The organism is Naasia sp. SYSU D00948, assembly GCF_017916515.1.
GTDB lineage: Bacteria > Actinomycetota > Actinomycetes > Actinomycetales > Microbacteriaceae > Naasia.
The window spans coordinates 2,770,824-2,784,378 of record NZ_JAFMTA010000001.1; the positions used below are offsets into that span (position 1 = coordinate 2,770,824).

The 13,555-nt window shown below is 70.8% G+C and carries 17 protein-coding genes; 10 read left to right on the forward strand and 7 right to left on the reverse strand.

Annotated elements, in window-relative coordinates; all coding sequences use genetic code 11:
• Positions 1-46 precede the first annotated feature (46 nt).
• The 5 genes from J3P30_RS12945 (at position 47) to J3P30_RS12965 (ending at position 3,243) form a co-directional block, all read left to right on the forward strand.
• Positions 47-1,189: a SufD family Fe-S cluster assembly protein gene (locus tag J3P30_RS12945; RefSeq protein WP_307807552.1), complete on the forward strand. Its 1,143-nt coding sequence runs from the start codon at positions 47-49 to the stop codon at positions 1,187-1,189.
• Positions 1,186-1,515, forward strand: a complete 330-nt coding sequence (locus J3P30_RS12950; protein ID WP_210481423.1) for a non-heme iron oxygenase ferredoxin subunit — start codon at positions 1,186-1,188, stop codon at positions 1,513-1,515. The genes J3P30_RS12945 and J3P30_RS12950 overlap by 4 nt, the downstream gene beginning before the upstream one ends.
• Before the next feature lie 24 nt (positions 1,516-1,539).
• Positions 1,540-2,307, forward strand: a complete 768-nt coding sequence (gene sufC, locus J3P30_RS12955) for a Fe-S cluster assembly ATPase SufC (RefSeq protein ID WP_210481424.1) — start codon at positions 1,540-1,542, stop codon at positions 2,305-2,307.
• Entirely contained in the window at positions 2,307-2,639 is a 333-nt protein-coding gene (locus tag J3P30_RS12960) for a metal-sulfur cluster assembly factor (protein WP_210481425.1), read from the forward strand. The genes sufC and J3P30_RS12960 overlap by 1 nt, the downstream gene beginning before the upstream one ends.
• A gap of 163 nt (positions 2,640-2,802) precedes the next feature.
• Positions 2,803-3,243 (forward strand): DUF1761 domain-containing protein, encoded by a 441-nt coding sequence (locus tag J3P30_RS12965; RefSeq protein WP_210481426.1) that lies wholly within the window; start codon positions 2,803-2,805, stop codon positions 3,241-3,243.
• Between the two features lie 60 nt (positions 3,244-3,303).
• Here J3P30_RS12965 and J3P30_RS12970 read toward each other — a convergent pair whose 3' ends face one another.
• Entirely contained in the window at positions 3,304-3,891 is a 588-nt protein-coding gene (locus J3P30_RS12970) for a biotin transporter BioY (protein WP_210481427.1), read from the reverse strand.
• A gap of 116 nt (positions 3,892-4,007) precedes the next feature.
• Between J3P30_RS12970 and abc-f the strand changes: the two genes are divergently transcribed.
• The gene (gene abc-f, locus J3P30_RS12975; protein ID WP_210481428.1) at positions 4,008-5,606 is read left to right on the forward strand and encodes a ribosomal protection-like ABC-F family protein; all 1,599 of its coding nucleotides are present in this window, start codon (positions 4,008-4,010) and stop codon (positions 5,604-5,606) included.
• Here the strand turns inward: abc-f and J3P30_RS12980 are convergent.
• From J3P30_RS12980 to J3P30_RS12990, 3 genes are read right to left on the reverse strand one after another with little or no spacing between them, the layout of a single operon-like run.
• Positions 5,603-6,436 (reverse strand): SURF1 family protein, encoded by an 834-nt coding sequence (locus tag J3P30_RS12980; RefSeq protein ID WP_210481429.1) that lies wholly within the window; start codon positions 6,434-6,436, stop codon positions 5,603-5,605. The genes abc-f and J3P30_RS12980 overlap by 4 nt on opposite strands.
• Positions 6,433-6,633 carry a hypothetical protein gene (locus J3P30_RS12985; protein WP_210481430.1) on the reverse strand — a complete coding sequence of 67 codons (201 nt, stop codon included), beginning with the start codon at positions 6,631-6,633 and terminating at the stop codon, positions 6,433-6,435. The genes J3P30_RS12980 and J3P30_RS12985 overlap by 4 nt, the downstream gene beginning before the upstream one ends.
• Positions 6,630-6,944 carry a DUF3099 domain-containing protein gene (locus J3P30_RS12990; RefSeq protein WP_210481431.1) on the reverse strand — a complete coding sequence of 105 codons (315 nt, stop codon included), beginning with the start codon at positions 6,942-6,944 and terminating at the stop codon, positions 6,630-6,632. The genes J3P30_RS12985 and J3P30_RS12990 overlap by 4 nt, the downstream gene beginning before the upstream one ends.
• Before the next feature lie 115 nt (positions 6,945-7,059).
• On the opposite strand from J3P30_RS12990, the gene fabG reads away from it, so the two are divergent.
• A complete protein-coding gene (fabG, locus tag J3P30_RS12995; protein WP_210481432.1) occupies positions 7,060-7,773 on the forward strand; it encodes a 3-oxoacyl-ACP reductase FabG in 714 nt (237 codons plus the stop codon).
• A gap of 96 nt (positions 7,774-7,869) precedes the next feature.
• Here fabG and serB read toward each other — a convergent pair whose 3' ends face one another.
• Together serB and glgC are read right to left on the reverse strand one after the other, a co-directional pair.
• Positions 7,870-8,520 (reverse strand): phosphoserine phosphatase SerB, encoded by a 651-nt coding sequence (gene serB / locus J3P30_RS13000; RefSeq protein ID WP_307807503.1) that lies wholly within the window; start codon positions 8,518-8,520, stop codon positions 7,870-7,872.
• Positions 8,517-9,758 carry a glucose-1-phosphate adenylyltransferase gene (gene glgC, locus J3P30_RS13005; protein WP_210481433.1) on the reverse strand — a complete coding sequence of 414 codons (1,242 nt, stop codon included), beginning with the start codon at positions 9,756-9,758 and terminating at the stop codon, positions 8,517-8,519. Before glgC ends, serB begins: the two co-directional genes overlap by 4 nt.
• Positions 9,759-9,856: 98 nt before the next feature.
• Between glgC and glgA the strand changes: the two genes are divergently transcribed.
• From glgA to J3P30_RS13020, 3 genes are all read left to right on the forward strand, one after another.
• Complete coding sequence (gene glgA, locus J3P30_RS13010; protein WP_210481434.1) at positions 9,857-11,047, forward strand: glycogen synthase; 1,191 nt, start codon at positions 9,857-9,859, stop codon at positions 11,045-11,047.
• Positions 11,048-11,078: 31 nt separating this feature from the next.
• Complete coding sequence (locus J3P30_RS13015; protein ID WP_210481435.1) at positions 11,079-11,861, forward strand: ABC transporter ATP-binding protein; 783 nt, start codon at positions 11,079-11,081, stop codon at positions 11,859-11,861.
• A 107-nt stretch (positions 11,862-11,968) separates the two neighbouring features.
• Positions 11,969-12,220, forward strand: coding sequence for a type B 50S ribosomal protein L31 (locus J3P30_RS13020; RefSeq protein ID WP_210481436.1), 252 nt, complete (start codon positions 11,969-11,971; stop codon positions 12,218-12,220).
• Positions 12,221-12,605: 385 nt separating this feature from the next.
• On the opposite strand, the gene J3P30_RS13025 is transcribed toward J3P30_RS13020, so the two are convergent.
• Positions 12,606-13,547: an exonuclease domain-containing protein gene (locus J3P30_RS13025; RefSeq protein ID WP_307807504.1), complete on the reverse strand. Its 942-nt coding sequence runs from the start codon at positions 13,545-13,547 to the stop codon at positions 12,606-12,608.
• Between the last annotated feature and the right edge of the window lie 8 nt (positions 13,548-13,555).

A 13,555-nucleotide genomic window follows, 5' to 3' on the forward strand; every position in this document is an offset into this window, starting at 1 on the left:
CGGCGAGACCGCCGTCGAGGTGACGGGGACCGGCACGCGGCCGGCGATCATCGCCGACGCGACCAGCCGGCACGGCGTCGCGCCCGTCCAGACGCGCAACGAGCGCTTCACCTCCACCGACGTCCACGACTTCCCCGCGGTCACGGGCCGCGAGGCGGCGTGGAAGCTGACGCCGGTCGACCGGATCTCCGCGCTGCTCGACGGGCTCCTCGACGGCACCCGGTACGAGTTCGAGGCGCCCGAGGTCGAGGACGTCGACATCTCCTGGGTGACCCGCAGCGACCCGCGGATCGGGCTCGCCGGCATCCCGGAGGAGCGGGCGTCCGCGAACGCGTGGACGATGTTCGAGGGGGCCCTCGCCGTCACCGTCGGCGGCGAGGAGCACCGCGAGGTCACGATCTCGCGCTCGGGCTTCGGGCGCGAGCCGCGGGCGGCGCACACCCTCATCGAGGCGAAGCCGTTCAGCGACGCCCTGGTCGTCCTCGACAACTCGGGTCCGGCCCTCCTCAGCGAGAACGTCGAGATCCTCGTCGGCGACTCCGCCCGCCTGACGGTGGTCACGGTGCAGGACTTCGACGACGATGCGCGCTACGTCGCGACCCACTTCGCGCGGGTCGGGCGCGACGCGTCCCTCCGCCACGTCGTGGTGTCGCTCGGCGGCGAGGTGGTCCGGGTGAACCCGGCCGTCACCCTCGCCGGCACGGGCGCCGAGGGTGAGCTGTACGGCGTCTACTTCGCGGACTCCCACCAGCACCTCGAGCAGCAGGTCTTCCTCTTCCACAAGGCGGCGAACACCCGCGGCCGCGTCAACTACAAGGGCGCCCTCCAGGGCGACGGCGCGCGCACCGTCTGGATCGGCGACGTCCTGATCGGCCCCGAGGCCGTGGGCACGGACAGCTACGAGCAGAACCGCAACCTGGTCCTCACCGACGGCACGCGCGCGGACTCGGTGCCCAACCTCGAGATCGAGAACGGCGACATCCAGGGCGCCGGCCACGCGAGCGCGACCGGTCGCTTCGACGACGAGCAGCTCTTCTACCTGCGCGCCCGTGGCATCCCCGAGCAGGAGGCACGCCGCCTCGTGGTCCGCGGCTTCCTCGAGGAGATCGTGCAGAAGATCGGGTACAAGCCCCTCGAGGAGCGGCTCTCCGCCGCCATCGAGATCGAGCTCGAGGAGAGCGCCCGATGAGCGGCGTCCGCGTCTGCTCGGTCTCGGAGGTCCGCGTCGATCAGGCCCTCCGGGTGATGGTCGACGGGACCGCCGTCGCGGTCGTCAAGGACAGCGCCGGTGAGATCCACGCCCTCGGCGACACGTGCACGCACGGCGACATCTCGCTCGCCGAGGGCTTCGTCGAGGACGACACCCTGGAGTGCTGGGCCCACGGCTCCCGCTTCGAGCTCAAGTCGGGCCGCCCGCTCTCCCTCCCGGCCTACGAGCCGGTCCCCGTATTCGATGTGACCGTCGTCGACGACGACGTCTACGTCGACCCCGTCCCCAAGCGCGTCGACGCCTGAGCGTCGAAAAGAAGAGGTAGCACCATGTCCACTCTCCAGATTTCCGGCCTCCAGGTCAGCGTCGAGACCGACCAGGGCAGCAAGCAGATCCTGCGCGGCGTCGACCTCACGGTGAACGAGGGCGAGATCCACGCGATCATGGGCCCGAACGGCTCCGGCAAGTCGACCCTCGCCTACGCGATCGCGGGCCACCCCAAGTACTCGGTCGACGGCGGCTCCATCACGCTCGACGGGGAGGACGTCCTCGAGATGAGCGTCGACGAGCGGGCCCGCGCCGGTCTGTTCCTCGCGATGCAGTACCCTGTCGAGATCCCCGGCGTCACCAACTCCAACTTCCTGCGCACCGCGAAGACCGCGCTCGACGGCGAGGCCCCCGCGATCCGCGGCTGGGTCAAGGACGTCCGCGACGCGATGGGCCGCCTCCGCATGGACAGCTCCTTCGCCGAGCGCAACGTCAACGAGGGCTTCTCGGGCGGCGAGAAGAAGCGCAACGAGATCCTCCAGCTGGAGCTCCTCAAGCCGCGCTTCGCGGTGCTCGACGAGACGGACTCCGGCCTCGACGTGGACGCGCTGCGCATCGTGTCCGAGGGCGTCAACCGCGCCAAGGAGAACACCGGCCTGGGCATCCTGCTCATCACGCACTACACACGCATCCTCCGCTACATCAAGCCGGACTTCGTGCACGTCTTCGTGAACGGCCGCGTCGCGGAGGAGGGCGGGCCGGAGCTCGCCGAGCGCCTCGAGGACGAGGGGTACGACCGCTACCTCTCCGGCAGCGCGGTGACGCTCTGATGGCCACCGTCTCGCTCACCCCGGAGCGCTTCGATGAGATCACCGAGGCGCTCAAGGACGTCGTCGACCCCGAACTCGGGGTCAACGTCGTCGACCTCGGCCTCATCTACGACCTGGGCTGGGACGACGAGAACGACGCGCTCATCATCTCGATGACGCTCACGTCCGCGGGCTGCCCGCTGACCGACGTCATCGAGGAGGAGACCGCGCAGGCCCTCGACGGCCACTGCGAGCGGTTCCGCATCAACTGGGTGTGGATGCCGCCGTGGGGCCCGGAGCGGATCACGGACGACGGGCGCGAGATGATGCGCGCCATCGGCTTCGCGATCTGACGCCGCGGAGCGTCCCCGCTTCCTCTCTGGCGCCCGACCGGCGTCTCCTTGCGCTCAACAGGCACTTCGTGGTCCAACAGCACGACACGCCGGGGCTGATGCTGTTGAGGGCGTTCCTGCCTGTTGAGCGGGAGTGAGCGTTCCTCAGCAGTAGGGTCGGGGCATGACCGTCCCCGCCATCAACCTCTGGGCCGTCCTGCTCGCCACGCTGTCGAGCATGGTCGTCGGCTTCGTCTGGTACTCGCGTCCCGTGATGGGCGACCGCTGGATGAGGCTCACCGGCATCACCGAGGAGCAGATCTCGAAGTCGCCGGTCGGCGCCTACATCGGGACGATCCTGGCGAGCTTCGTGACCGCGCTCGTGCTGGCGGGCGCTGCGTCCATCTCGCAGGCCTACTACGGCGGGAGCTCCCTGCTCAACGCGGTCGTCACCGCGCTGATCCTCTTCGCGGGCTTCACCGCCGCGCGGTTCGTCACGCATGACGCGTTCGACCGGCGCCCATGGGCGCTGACGCTCCTGAACCTGGGCTACGAGCTGATCACCCTGCTCGTCATGGCCCTCATCATCGGCCTCTTCGGCGTCACCGAGGGCGTCCCCTCCTGACACCGAACCGCCCGCTCCGGTGCCCTAGGGGACCGGAGCGGGCGGTTCGGGAGGATTGGGTCAGCGAGCCTTGCGGTCCGCGGCGAACCAGCCGAGGCGGATGACGCCCGCGGCGATGGCGGCCTTGATGACGCCGCCGAGGATGAACGGGTACAGGCCCGCCTCGAGCGTCTGCTGCAGGTTCAGGCCCAGCGAGGCCGCAAGCCACGGCAGGCCCACCGCGAACACGACGGCGGAACCGGCGAGGTAGCTGACCATGCCGCCGAGGAACTTGCGGTCCCAACGGCGCTCGGCGAGCCAGCCGGTGAGCGCGGCGGCGAGGACGAAGCCGGCGATGTACCCGCCGGTCGGGCCGAGCACGGTGGCGAGGCCGCTCTCCCCGTCGCTGAAGACGGGGAGCCCGAGCATCCCGACGGCGGCGTAGAGCACCATCGAGAGGGTGCCGCGCAGGGCGCCGAGCGTGCCGCCGACGAGCAGCACCGCGAGGGTCTGACCGGTGATCGGGACGGGCCAGAGCGGTACCGCGACCTGGGCGAGTCCCGCGGTCAGCGCCGCTCCGGCGACCACGAGCGCCGCGTCGGAGACGAGGCTCCGAGGCACGACGCGATCGGCGAGGACGGGACGGCGAGCGAGCGAGACGGAGGTCATGCTTCTCCAGGGAATCGACGGTGCGCCGGGCCGGGCGGCCGTCGGCGGAATTTATACTAGGGGGCCGTCGTTTTCGGGCTCTGGTGCCCCGTCTCCTGAAGTAAAGGACGTTTGCTGTGCTCGCCGTGCATGACCTCGAGATCCGGGTCGGCGCACGCCTGCTCATGGAGAACGTGAACTTCCGGGTCTCCGCCGGCGACAAGGTCGGGCTCGTCGGTCGGAACGGGGCCGGGAAGACGACGCTCACGAAGACCCTGGCGGGGGAGACGCTGCCGACCGCCGGGCGGATCGAGCGCTCCGGGGAGATCGGCTACCTCCCTCAGGACCCGCGCTCGGGCGACCCGGAGGAGCTCGCGCGCACGCGCATCCTCAACGCCCGCGGCCTCGGCTCCCTCGTGCTCGGCATGGAGAAGGCGACGCTCGAGATGGCGAGCGACGACGAGGCCGTCGCCACGGCGGCCCTCAAGCGCTACGGGAACCTCAACGACCGCTTCCTCGCGCTGGGCGGCTATTCGGCGGAGGCGGAGGCCGCCTCGATCGCGAGCAACCTCAACCTGCCGGACCGGATCCTGGATCAGCCCCTCAAGACCCTGTCCGGCGGTCAGCGGCGCCGCATCGAGCTCGCCCGCATCCTGTTCTCCGGCGCCGAGACGATGATCCTCGACGAGCCGACCAACCACCTCGACGCGGACTCGGTGGTCTGGCTCCGCGACTTCCTCAAGGCCTACGCGGGCGGGGTCATCGTCATCAGCCACGACATCGAGCTCGTCGGGGAGACGGTCAACCGCGTCTTCTACCTGGACGCGAACCGGACCGTCCTGGACGTCTACAACATGGGCTGGAGGCAGTACCTGCGCCAGCGCGAGGCGGACGAGGAACGGCGGAAGAAGGAGCGCGCGAACGCCGAGAAGAAGGCGTCGGCCCTCCAGCTGCAGGCCGCGAAGTTCGGTGCGAAGGCGACCAAGGCCGCGGCCGCGCACCAGATGGCGCGCCGGGCGGAGAAGCTCCTCGCGGGGCTCGAGGACGTGCGTCAGCAGGACCGGGTGGCGAAGCTGCGGTTCCCCGAGCCCGCACCCTGCGGCAGGACGCCGCTCATGGCGTCCGACCTCAGCAAGAACTACGGCTCGCTCGAGATCTTCACCGCGGTGGACCTCGCGATCGACCGGGGGTCGAAGGTCGTCGTGCTCGGCCTCAACGGCGCGGGGAAGACGACCCTGCTGCGGATCCTCGCCGGCGTCGATCAGCCCGACACGGGCCGCATCGAGGCGGGCCACGGCCTCCGCATCGGCTACTATGCGCAGGAGCACGAGACGCTCGACGTGAACCGCAGCGTGCTCCAGAACATGATGTCGGCGTCCCCGGACCTCACCGAGACGGAGGCGCGGCGCGTGCTCGGGTCGTTCCTGTTCACCGGCGACGACACGAGCAAGCCGGCCGGCGTCCTCTCGGGCGGCGAGAAGACCCGGCTCGCGCTGGCGATGCTCGTCGTGTCCTCGGCGAACGTGCTGCTCCTCGACGAGCCCACCAACAACCTGGACCCGGCGAGCCGCGAGGAGATCCTCGGCGCCCTCGCCGGCTACAAGGGAGCCGTGGTGCTGGTCAGCCACGACGAGGGCGCCGTCGAGGCGCTCAACCCGGAGCGCGTGCTCATCATGCCGGAGGGCACCGAGGACCTCTGGACGCGCGACTACGCGGAGCTGATCAGCCTCGCCTAGCCGCGGTGCGCGCGGTCGAGGAGCGCGTCCTCCTCGTCGGCGTCACTTCGCTTCCCGGCCTTTCGAGCGGCGCGCTCCGCGGCCTTCCGCTGCTCCTCCGGGTCGTCCGCGTTGCGGTAGCGGTACTCCTGCCGGATCGCGAAGGCGAGGCCCGCGAACCCGAGCAGCCCGAAGGCGATCCACTGCATCGCGTACGACAGGTGCGGGCCCTCGTCGACCGCCGGTCGCTCCCGCGGCATCGGCCGCTCGGCGGGCGCCGGGTCCTCGGAGGCCAGGAGGCCGTAGGCGCCGGTCTCGATGGGCTGTCCGAGGATGCGGGCCGCTTCCTCGAGCTGGATCGAGGCCAGGACGCCCGAGGCGGTCGTCCCGCCCGCCACCCTCGGCTCGCCGGGCTTGAGGCGGGCGACGACCGTCACCTCTCCCTCCGGCGCCTCCGGGACCTCGTCCGGTCCGAAGCCGGTGCTGCCCGCGGGGACCCAGCCCCGGTCGATCAGGAAGAGGCGGCCGTCCTCCGTCTCGAACGGCACGAGGACCTCGAATCCCGCCTTGCCGCCGTTCGGCCGGTTCCGGACGAGCAGCTGATCCGCCGTCCGGTACGTGCCCGTCGCCTCGACCGGCTGCCACTCCTCATCAGGCGAGAACGGAAGGGCCTCGGCGAGCGGGATCGGGTCGGCGTCGTAGTTCTGCTCGACGAGCGTGATCCGGTCCACCTTGTCCTCGCGCCGGGACACCTGCCACCAGGACAGGGCGGCGCAGCCGGCCGCGAAGACGAGCACGAGCACGAGGTAGCGCGCCCAGCGGCGCGAGAGCACGAAGCGCCAGCGGTTCACCGCGCCTCCGGGAGGGAGTCGACGACCTGGACCGGGAAGTCGCGCGCGGCGAGGTAGTCCCGCAGGTAGTCGCGGTGGTCGTCACACGCGAGCCACACCTTGCGGCGGGACTCGTCGTGGATGCGGGGATTGCGCCACTCGACGCTGCAGGTCGCGGGCGAGTCGCATCCGGCCCGCGAGCAGACCAGGGTCGTCACGACGCGCGCTGGTGCTCGGCAGGGCCGTCGTCGTGGAACCGGGGCGCAGGCAGGGCCGCATAGGGCGCGACCGGCACGGCGCGCGCCGCCGGCTTCGAGCGGACGTTCGCCACGACGACCGCGAAGTAGGGGAGGACCAGGGCGGCGAGCACCATGACGAGGATCCACCAGCCCTGGACGAAGAGCAGCGAGACGACGCAGAGGGTGCGGATCCCCATCGCGATCGAGTACTTCACCATGCGGGAGCGGCGCTCCTCCTGCGGGGAGAGAGGGAGCGTCGTGATCGACTGGGTGGGGGTCCGCTTGCTCATCGGCGCCTGCAAGACTACGCCGCTCACGGAGGGCCCCGGTTCGCTGAGCGTCACCCTTCAGCGAACGCTCGGCTCCTCCCCACCCGTAGGCTGGGGAGGTCGGGCGAGTCGAGGAGTGTGCGTGGCGAGGACGGTTCTGATCACGGGCGGCAACCGCGGCATCGGCTACGCCATCGCCGAGGAGTTCGTGCGGCGCGGCGACCGCGTCGCCGTCACCTCGAGGTCGGGCTCGGGTGGGCCCGATGGCGCAGTCACGGTCGCGGCCGACGTCACGGACGCGGCGAGCGTCGATGCCGCGTTCACCGAGGTCGAGAAGCAGCTGGGACCCGTCGAGGTCGTCGTGGCGAACGCCGGGATCACCCGCGACACGCTCGTCCTGCGGATGAGCGAGGAGGACTTCACGAGCGTCCTCGACACCAACCTCACGGGCGCCTTCCGGGTCGTGAAGCGCGCGTCGAAGGGGATGCTGAAGGCGCGCTTCGGCCGGGTCGTGCTCATCTCGAGCGTCGTGGGCCTCTACGGCGGCGCGGGCCAGGTCAACTACTCCTCGTCGAAAGCCGCGCTCGTCGGCATGGCCCGCTCACTGACTCGCGAGCTGGGCGCCCGGGGGATCACCGCGAACGTGGTGGCGCCGGGGTTCATCGAGACCGAGATGACGGCGGCACTGCCGGAGGAGCAGCAGGCCGAGTACAGGAAGGCGATTCCGGCGGGCCGGTTCGCCTCCTCGGACGAGGTGGCGAAGGTCGTGGCGTGGGTCGCGTCCGACGACGCCGCGTACATCTCCGGAGCGGTCATTCCGGTGGACGGCGGCCTCGGGATGGGGCACTGACCTCAGCGGAGAGGGAACGGTCTGAGTGCGGGCGACACGACTTCCGCGCCGAGGGCGCTGCCGACGCGCCGAGCGCCCGGCGACGGGTCGGGGTCGTCAGCCGCGCAGGCCGAGCACCGGGAGGAGCTGGGTGAGGTCGCGCTCGTCGATGAGGATGTCGGCGACGTCCCGCACGGGCGGCTTGGCGTCGAAGCCGACCGAGAGGCCCGCGACTCCCATCATCGGCAGGTCGTTGGCGCCGTCGCCCACCGCCACCGTGCGCTCCAGCGGCACGCCGCAGTCCTCCGCCCACTCCATGAGGGTGGCCGCCTTGCTCGCCCCGTCCACGACGGGGCCGAAGACGCGGCCCGTGAGCCGGCCCTCCTCGACCTCGAGCCTGTTCGCGCGCCAGTAGTCGAGACCGAGCCGCTCCGCCAGCGGGTCGAGGATCTCGTGGAAGCCACCGGAGACGGTCGCCACGCAGCCGCCCGCGGCGTGCACGGCAGCGATCATCTCGGGCACGCCGGGAGTGACCGTGATGCGCGCACTGACCTCCTCGAACACGGCCACCGGAAGACCCCGCAGCGTGGACACGCGCTCGCGCAGGCTCTGCTCGAAGTCGAGCTGCCCGAGCATCGCCCGCTCCGTGATCTCCGTGACGAGGTCCCCGCTGCCCGCGGCATCCGCGAGCAGCTCGATGACCTCGTCCTCGATCAGCGTGGAGTCGACGTCGAGCACCACGAGGTGCCGGGCCGGCCCGGCCCTCACGGGGTGACCCGGACGCCCTTGCCGACGACCGTGATGCCGGACTCCGTCACCGTGAAGCCGCGCTCGCGGTCCCGCTCCGGGTCGATGCCGATGCGGGCGCCCTCCTCGACCACGACGTTCTTGTCGAGGATCGCGCGGGAGACGACCACGTTGGGCTGGACCTGGGCACGGTCGAAGAGGACGGCGTCGGTGACGACGGAGCCGCCGGCGATCGTCGACCACGGACCGATCACACTGCGCTCGACGCGCGCGCCGGAGATGACCGAGCCCAGCGAGATGATCGAGTCGACCATCGTGCCCTGGTTGCCGTGCGCGTCCCGCACGAGCTTCGCGGGCGGCGAGTTCACCTGCTGCGTGTAGATCGGCCACTCCTCGTTGTAGAGGTTGAAGACCGGGAGAGCGGAGACGAGGTCCTGGTGGGCCTCGAAGAACGAGTCGATCGTCCCCACGTCCCGCCAGTAGTAGCGGTCGCGATCGGTCGCGCCGGGGACCACGTTGCGGTTGAGGTCGTAGACGGCGGCGTCCCCGCGGGCGACGAAGCCGGGGATGATGTCCCCGCCCATGTCGTGCTTGGAGCCCTCCTTCTCCGCGTCCGCGCGCACCGCGTCGATGAGGGCGTCGGTGTTGAAGATGTAGTTGCCCATCGAGGCGAGCACCTCGCCCGGGGAGTCCGGGAGGCCCTTCGCGTTCTTGGGCTTCTCCAGGAACTTGGTGATCCTCGTGGGCCTGCGCTGGTTGGTCTGGATGACGCCGAACTGGTTCGCGAGGGAGATCGGCTGCCGGATGGCGGCCACCGTCGCGCCGCAGCCGGACTCGATGTGCGCGTCGATCATCTGGCTGAAGTCCATGCGGTACACGTGGTCCGCGCCGACGACGACGACGATGTCCGGCTTCTCGTCGTTGATCAGGTTGAGGCTCTGCAGGATCGCATCGGCGGAGCCGGTGTACCAGCGCGGCCCGAGCCGCTGCTGCGCCGGGACGGACGCGATGTACGAGTTGAGGAGGCTCGAGAGCCGCCAGGTCTCCGCGACGTGCCGGTCGAGGCTGTGCGACTTGTACTGGGTCAGCACCACGATCTGGGTGAGCCCCGAGTTGATGAGGTTCGACAGCGCGAAATCGATGAGCCGGTACGTGCCCCCGAACGGGACCGCCGGCTTCGCCCGATCCGCTGTCAATGGCATCAGGCGCTTCCCTTCACCGCCCGCGAGAACGATGCCGAAAATCTTCTTCGATGCCATGGGGACACCATATAGGCGCACGCCCCCGCTCCGGAACGCACTCGCCCCCTCGCGAAGCACCCCGGTGCGAGGGACCACTGCTGGGCTAGCGTGTGCTCATGCGAGTCGATCTTCTGACCAGGGAGTATCCGCCGGACGTGTACGGCGGGGCCGGCGTCCACGTCGCCGAGCTCGTCCGGGCGATGCGCGGCGACATCGACGTCGTCGTCCGCTGCTTCGGGAAGCCGCGCGAGGAGCCGGACACCCACGCGTACCTCGTGCCCCAGCAGCTGGCGAACGCGAACCCCAGCCTCGCCACGCTCGGCGTGGACCTGCAGATGGCCCAGGACGCCGAAGGGGCGGACCTCGTCCACTCCCACACCTGGTACGCCAACGCCGCGGGACGGCTCGCGCAGCTCCTGCACGGCATCCCGCACGTCCTCACCGCGCACAGCCTCGAGCCTCTGCGGCCCTGGAAGGCCGAGCAGCTGGGCGGCGGCTACCGCGTGTCGAGCTGGATCGAGCGCGAGGCGTACGAGACGGCGGACGCGGTCATCGCGGTCAGCGAGGGCATGCGACGGGACATCCTCCGGTCCTACCCGTCGCTCGACGAGTCGAAGGTCTCGGTGATCTACAACGGCATCGACCTCGAGGACTGGCACCCGGTGCACGACGACGAGCTCCTGCGCTCGCTCGGCGTCGATCCGGACCGTCCCTCGGTCGTCTTCGTGGGCAGGATCACCCGCCAGAAGGGCCTGCCGTACCTGCTGCGCGCCGCCCGTCAGCTGCCGCCCGAGGTGCAGCTCGTGCTCTGCGCCGGCGCGCCGGACACGCCCGAGATCATGGCGGAGGTGTCGGATGCGGTGCGCGTCCTCCAGCAGGAGCGCACCGGCGTCGTGTGGCTGGACCGCCTGCTCAGCAGGCGGGAGCTGTGCACGGTGCTCGGCGCCGCAACCACGTTCGTCTGCCCGTCCGTCTACGAGCCGCTCGGCATCGTGAACCTCGAGGCGATGGCCTGCGGGGCCGCAGTGGTCGGCACCGCGACCGGCGGCATCCCCGAAGTCGTCGCCGACGGCGTGACGGGGCGGCTCGTGCCGATCGAGCAGGTGCAGGACGGCAGCGGCACGCCGATCGACCCCGACCGCTTCGTGGCGGACCTCGCGGCGACCCTGACGGAGGTCGTGTCCGACCCGGAGACCGTCCGTCGGTACGGCGAGGCGGGCCGCAGGAGGGCCGAGGAGGAGTTCAGCTGGCACCGGATCGCGGAGGACACCCGGGCGCTCTACGCCACGCTCGTCGGCCGCTCCTGACCCGCGGGACCGCCCGGATAGTGTTGGACCCATGACCACGGTTCTCGAGCTGTCCGACGTGTCGGTGACCCGAGAGGGCACCGTCATCCTCGACTCGGTCGACTGGACCGTGGACAGTTCGGAGCGCTGGGTGATCCTCGGCCCGAACGGGGCCGGGAAGACGACGCTGCTGCAGATCGCCGCCGCCTTCCTGCACCCCAGCCGCGGGGTCGCGAAGGTCCTCGACCACCGCATCGGGGGCACGGACCTGTTCGAGCTCCGGCCGCGGATCGGCTTCGCCTCGACGGCGATGGCGCGTCGTATTCCGGGTTCGGAAACAGTCCTCGACGTCGTGCTCACCGCGGCATATTCCGTCACCGGCCGGTGGAACGAGGAGTACGAGGACATCGACGTCCGGCGGGCGCAGCGCGTGCTGGGGGAGTGGAAGCTGAGCCACCTCGAGCGCCGGCGCTTCGGGGAGCTGAGCGACGGCGAGCAGAAGCGCGTCCAGATCGCCCGGGCCGTCATGACGGACCCGGAGCTCCTGCTGCTCGACGAGCCGGCGGCCAGCCTCGATCTCGGGGCGCGGGAGGAGCTCGTGGCCCTTCTCGGCGGCTACGCGAGCTCGCCGTCGGCGCCCGGCATCGTCATGGTCACCCATCACGTCGAGGAGATCCCGGTCGGCTTCACCCACGCGCTCCTGCTCGACGAGGGCCGCGTGGTCGCGGGCGGACCGGTCGACGAGGTCCTGACGTCGGAGCGCCTCACGGAGACCTTCGGGCTCCCGCTCGAGGTGACCCAGACCGATGGCCGGTTCACCGCCCGCGCGAGCTGATCCCTGCTATCCTTGTCTGTCGGCCCTTCGGCCGAGACGACCCGGACGACGTTCGGGTCCAGAGACTTTCCGTTTCCCCTTCTCTCCAGATCTGAGGTTCGTCCGCCATGAAGTCCGGCATCCACCCCGAGTACGCCCCCGTCGTGTTCCGCGACCTCGCGTCGGGTCAGAGCTTCCTCACCCGCTCCACGGTGTCCAGCGGCAAGACCATCGAGTGGGAGGACGGGAACACCTACCCCGTCATCGACGTCGAGATCTCGTCCGCGTCGCACCCGTTCTACACGGGCAAGCAGCGCATCCTCGACTCCGCCGGTCGCGTCGAGAAGTTCAACTCGCGCTACAAGAACTTCGGCAAGTAAGCCGCAGCTTCACGAGAAAGGGGCGCCCTTCGGGGCGCCCCTTTCTCGTCTCTCAGGACTGAGCGCGTCGCGCCCGCGGGGTCGTGCGGAGACACCACCGTCAGGTACGGGGTGGCGGATGTCCGCACGACCCGCGGCAGCCCGGGTTCCGCGTGGCGAGCCCTCAGTCCTTGCCGGAGCTCGTCGCGTCGAGCAGCTCGGTGGCGGTTCCCTGTCGATGGTCACCTCGTGGCCCACTCCGGCAGTTCGGCGGGAACGACCGGGTCGGATCACCGGGACGAGGTGTGCTGCCGGGGAGCGCTCCAGGCGGGCCGGTTCGGCGGTTCCGGGCCGTCGTGGCGGCCCGCGAACGCCGGATCGGCCCGGGGTGGGGATGGTGGCGCGGTCAGCGGCAGGGCCAGAGGCCCGAGGTCGTGAACTCGGGGTCCTTCGTGCGGCGCATGTAGTCGGCGAAGCGCTCCGCCTGCTCGCGGCACCACTCGACCTGCATCGAGTGCAGGCGCTCCAGCTCGACGCCCAGCTCGACCGGGTACCGGGCCGCCATGGCTTGCGCCAGACGGCCGGCGGCGATCGCGTCCGCGCCCGCGTCGTGGGCGTCCGTGAGCTCGACGCCGTAGAACGCCGCCGTCACCTCGAGCGTCCGCTTGCCCTTGCGGTACCGGTCGAGCGCCTTGTCGAGGACGAGCGGGTCCACCACAAGGCCCCGGCCGTCGAGCGGCTCGAGACCGTGCCGGTCCGCCTCGCGGGCCAGCAGTGTGAGGTCGTAGGGCGCGTTGTAGACGACGAGGGGCAGGCCGCGGCGGTGCACCGTGCGGATCGCCGAGAGGATCTCGGGGATCACCTCGGCCGCCGGACGCCCGTACCGGCGGGCGCGGGCCGTGCTGATGCCGTGCACGGCGGAGGCCCCGTCGGGGATCTCGACGCCGGGATCGAGCAGCCAGTCCTTCCGCTCGACGACGACTCCGCAGTCGTCGAGGACACCCACATGGGCGCTCACGATCCGGGCCGTTTCGGTGTCGATGCCGGTGGTCTCCAGATCGAAGACGCCGACGCAGCCCGTCCACTCCGGAAGCGCGGCCGCCGCCTCGAGGGCGGCCTCGGCCTCGTCCACGACGGGAGCAGCATCGATCTCGACCTCGTCGACATCGAGCAGGGCGGGAGTGACGACCCGCATCGGCGCCCCGTGACCTGCGAAGCCCCTGCCGCGCGCGGAGGCGACGGCCCGCTCGGCCTGCTGGGCGGCGGCCTCGCCCTCCTCGCCGACACCGATCTCGAAGAGCGGGAACTCGGGGAGGGCGGCCCGGTACCGGGCGTCGAGCGTCGTCACGCGGTCAG

What these genes read in the sequence shown, in the direction of transcription:
- J3P30_RS12950 (WP_210481423.1), top strand. Translation starts at nt 1,186, where the DNA reads ATGAGCGGCGTCCGCGTCTGCTCGGTCTCGGAGGTCCGCGTCGATCAG.
- sufC (WP_210481424.1), top strand. Translation starts at nt 1,540, where the DNA reads ATGTCCACTCTCCAGATTTCCGGCCTCCAGGTCAGCGTCGAGACCGAC.
- J3P30_RS12960 (WP_210481425.1), top strand. Translation starts at nt 2,307, where the DNA reads ATGGCCACCGTCTCGCTCACCCCGGAGCGCTTCGATGAGATCACCGAG.
- J3P30_RS12965 (WP_210481426.1), top strand. Translation starts at nt 2,803, where the DNA reads ATGACCGTCCCCGCCATCAACCTCTGGGCCGTCCTGCTCGCCACGCTG.
- J3P30_RS12970 (WP_210481427.1), bottom strand. Translation starts at nt 3,891, where the DNA reads ATGACCTCCGTCTCGCTCGCTCGCCGTCCCGTCCTCGCCGATCGCGTC.
- J3P30_RS12990 (WP_210481431.1), bottom strand. Translation starts at nt 6,944, where the DNA reads ATGAGCAAGCGGACCCCCACCCAGTCGATCACGACGCTCCCTCTCTCC.
- glgC (WP_210481433.1), bottom strand. Translation starts at nt 9,758, where the DNA reads ATGGCATCGAAGAAGATTTTCGGCATCGTTCTCGCGGGCGGTGAAGGG.
- glgA (WP_210481434.1), top strand. Translation starts at nt 9,857, where the DNA reads ATGCGAGTCGATCTTCTGACCAGGGAGTATCCGCCGGACGTGTACGGC.
- J3P30_RS13015 (WP_210481435.1), top strand. Translation starts at nt 11,079, where the DNA reads ATGACCACGGTTCTCGAGCTGTCCGACGTGTCGGTGACCCGAGAGGGC.
- J3P30_RS13020 (WP_210481436.1), top strand. Translation starts at nt 11,969, where the DNA reads ATGAAGTCCGGCATCCACCCCGAGTACGCCCCCGTCGTGTTCCGCGAC.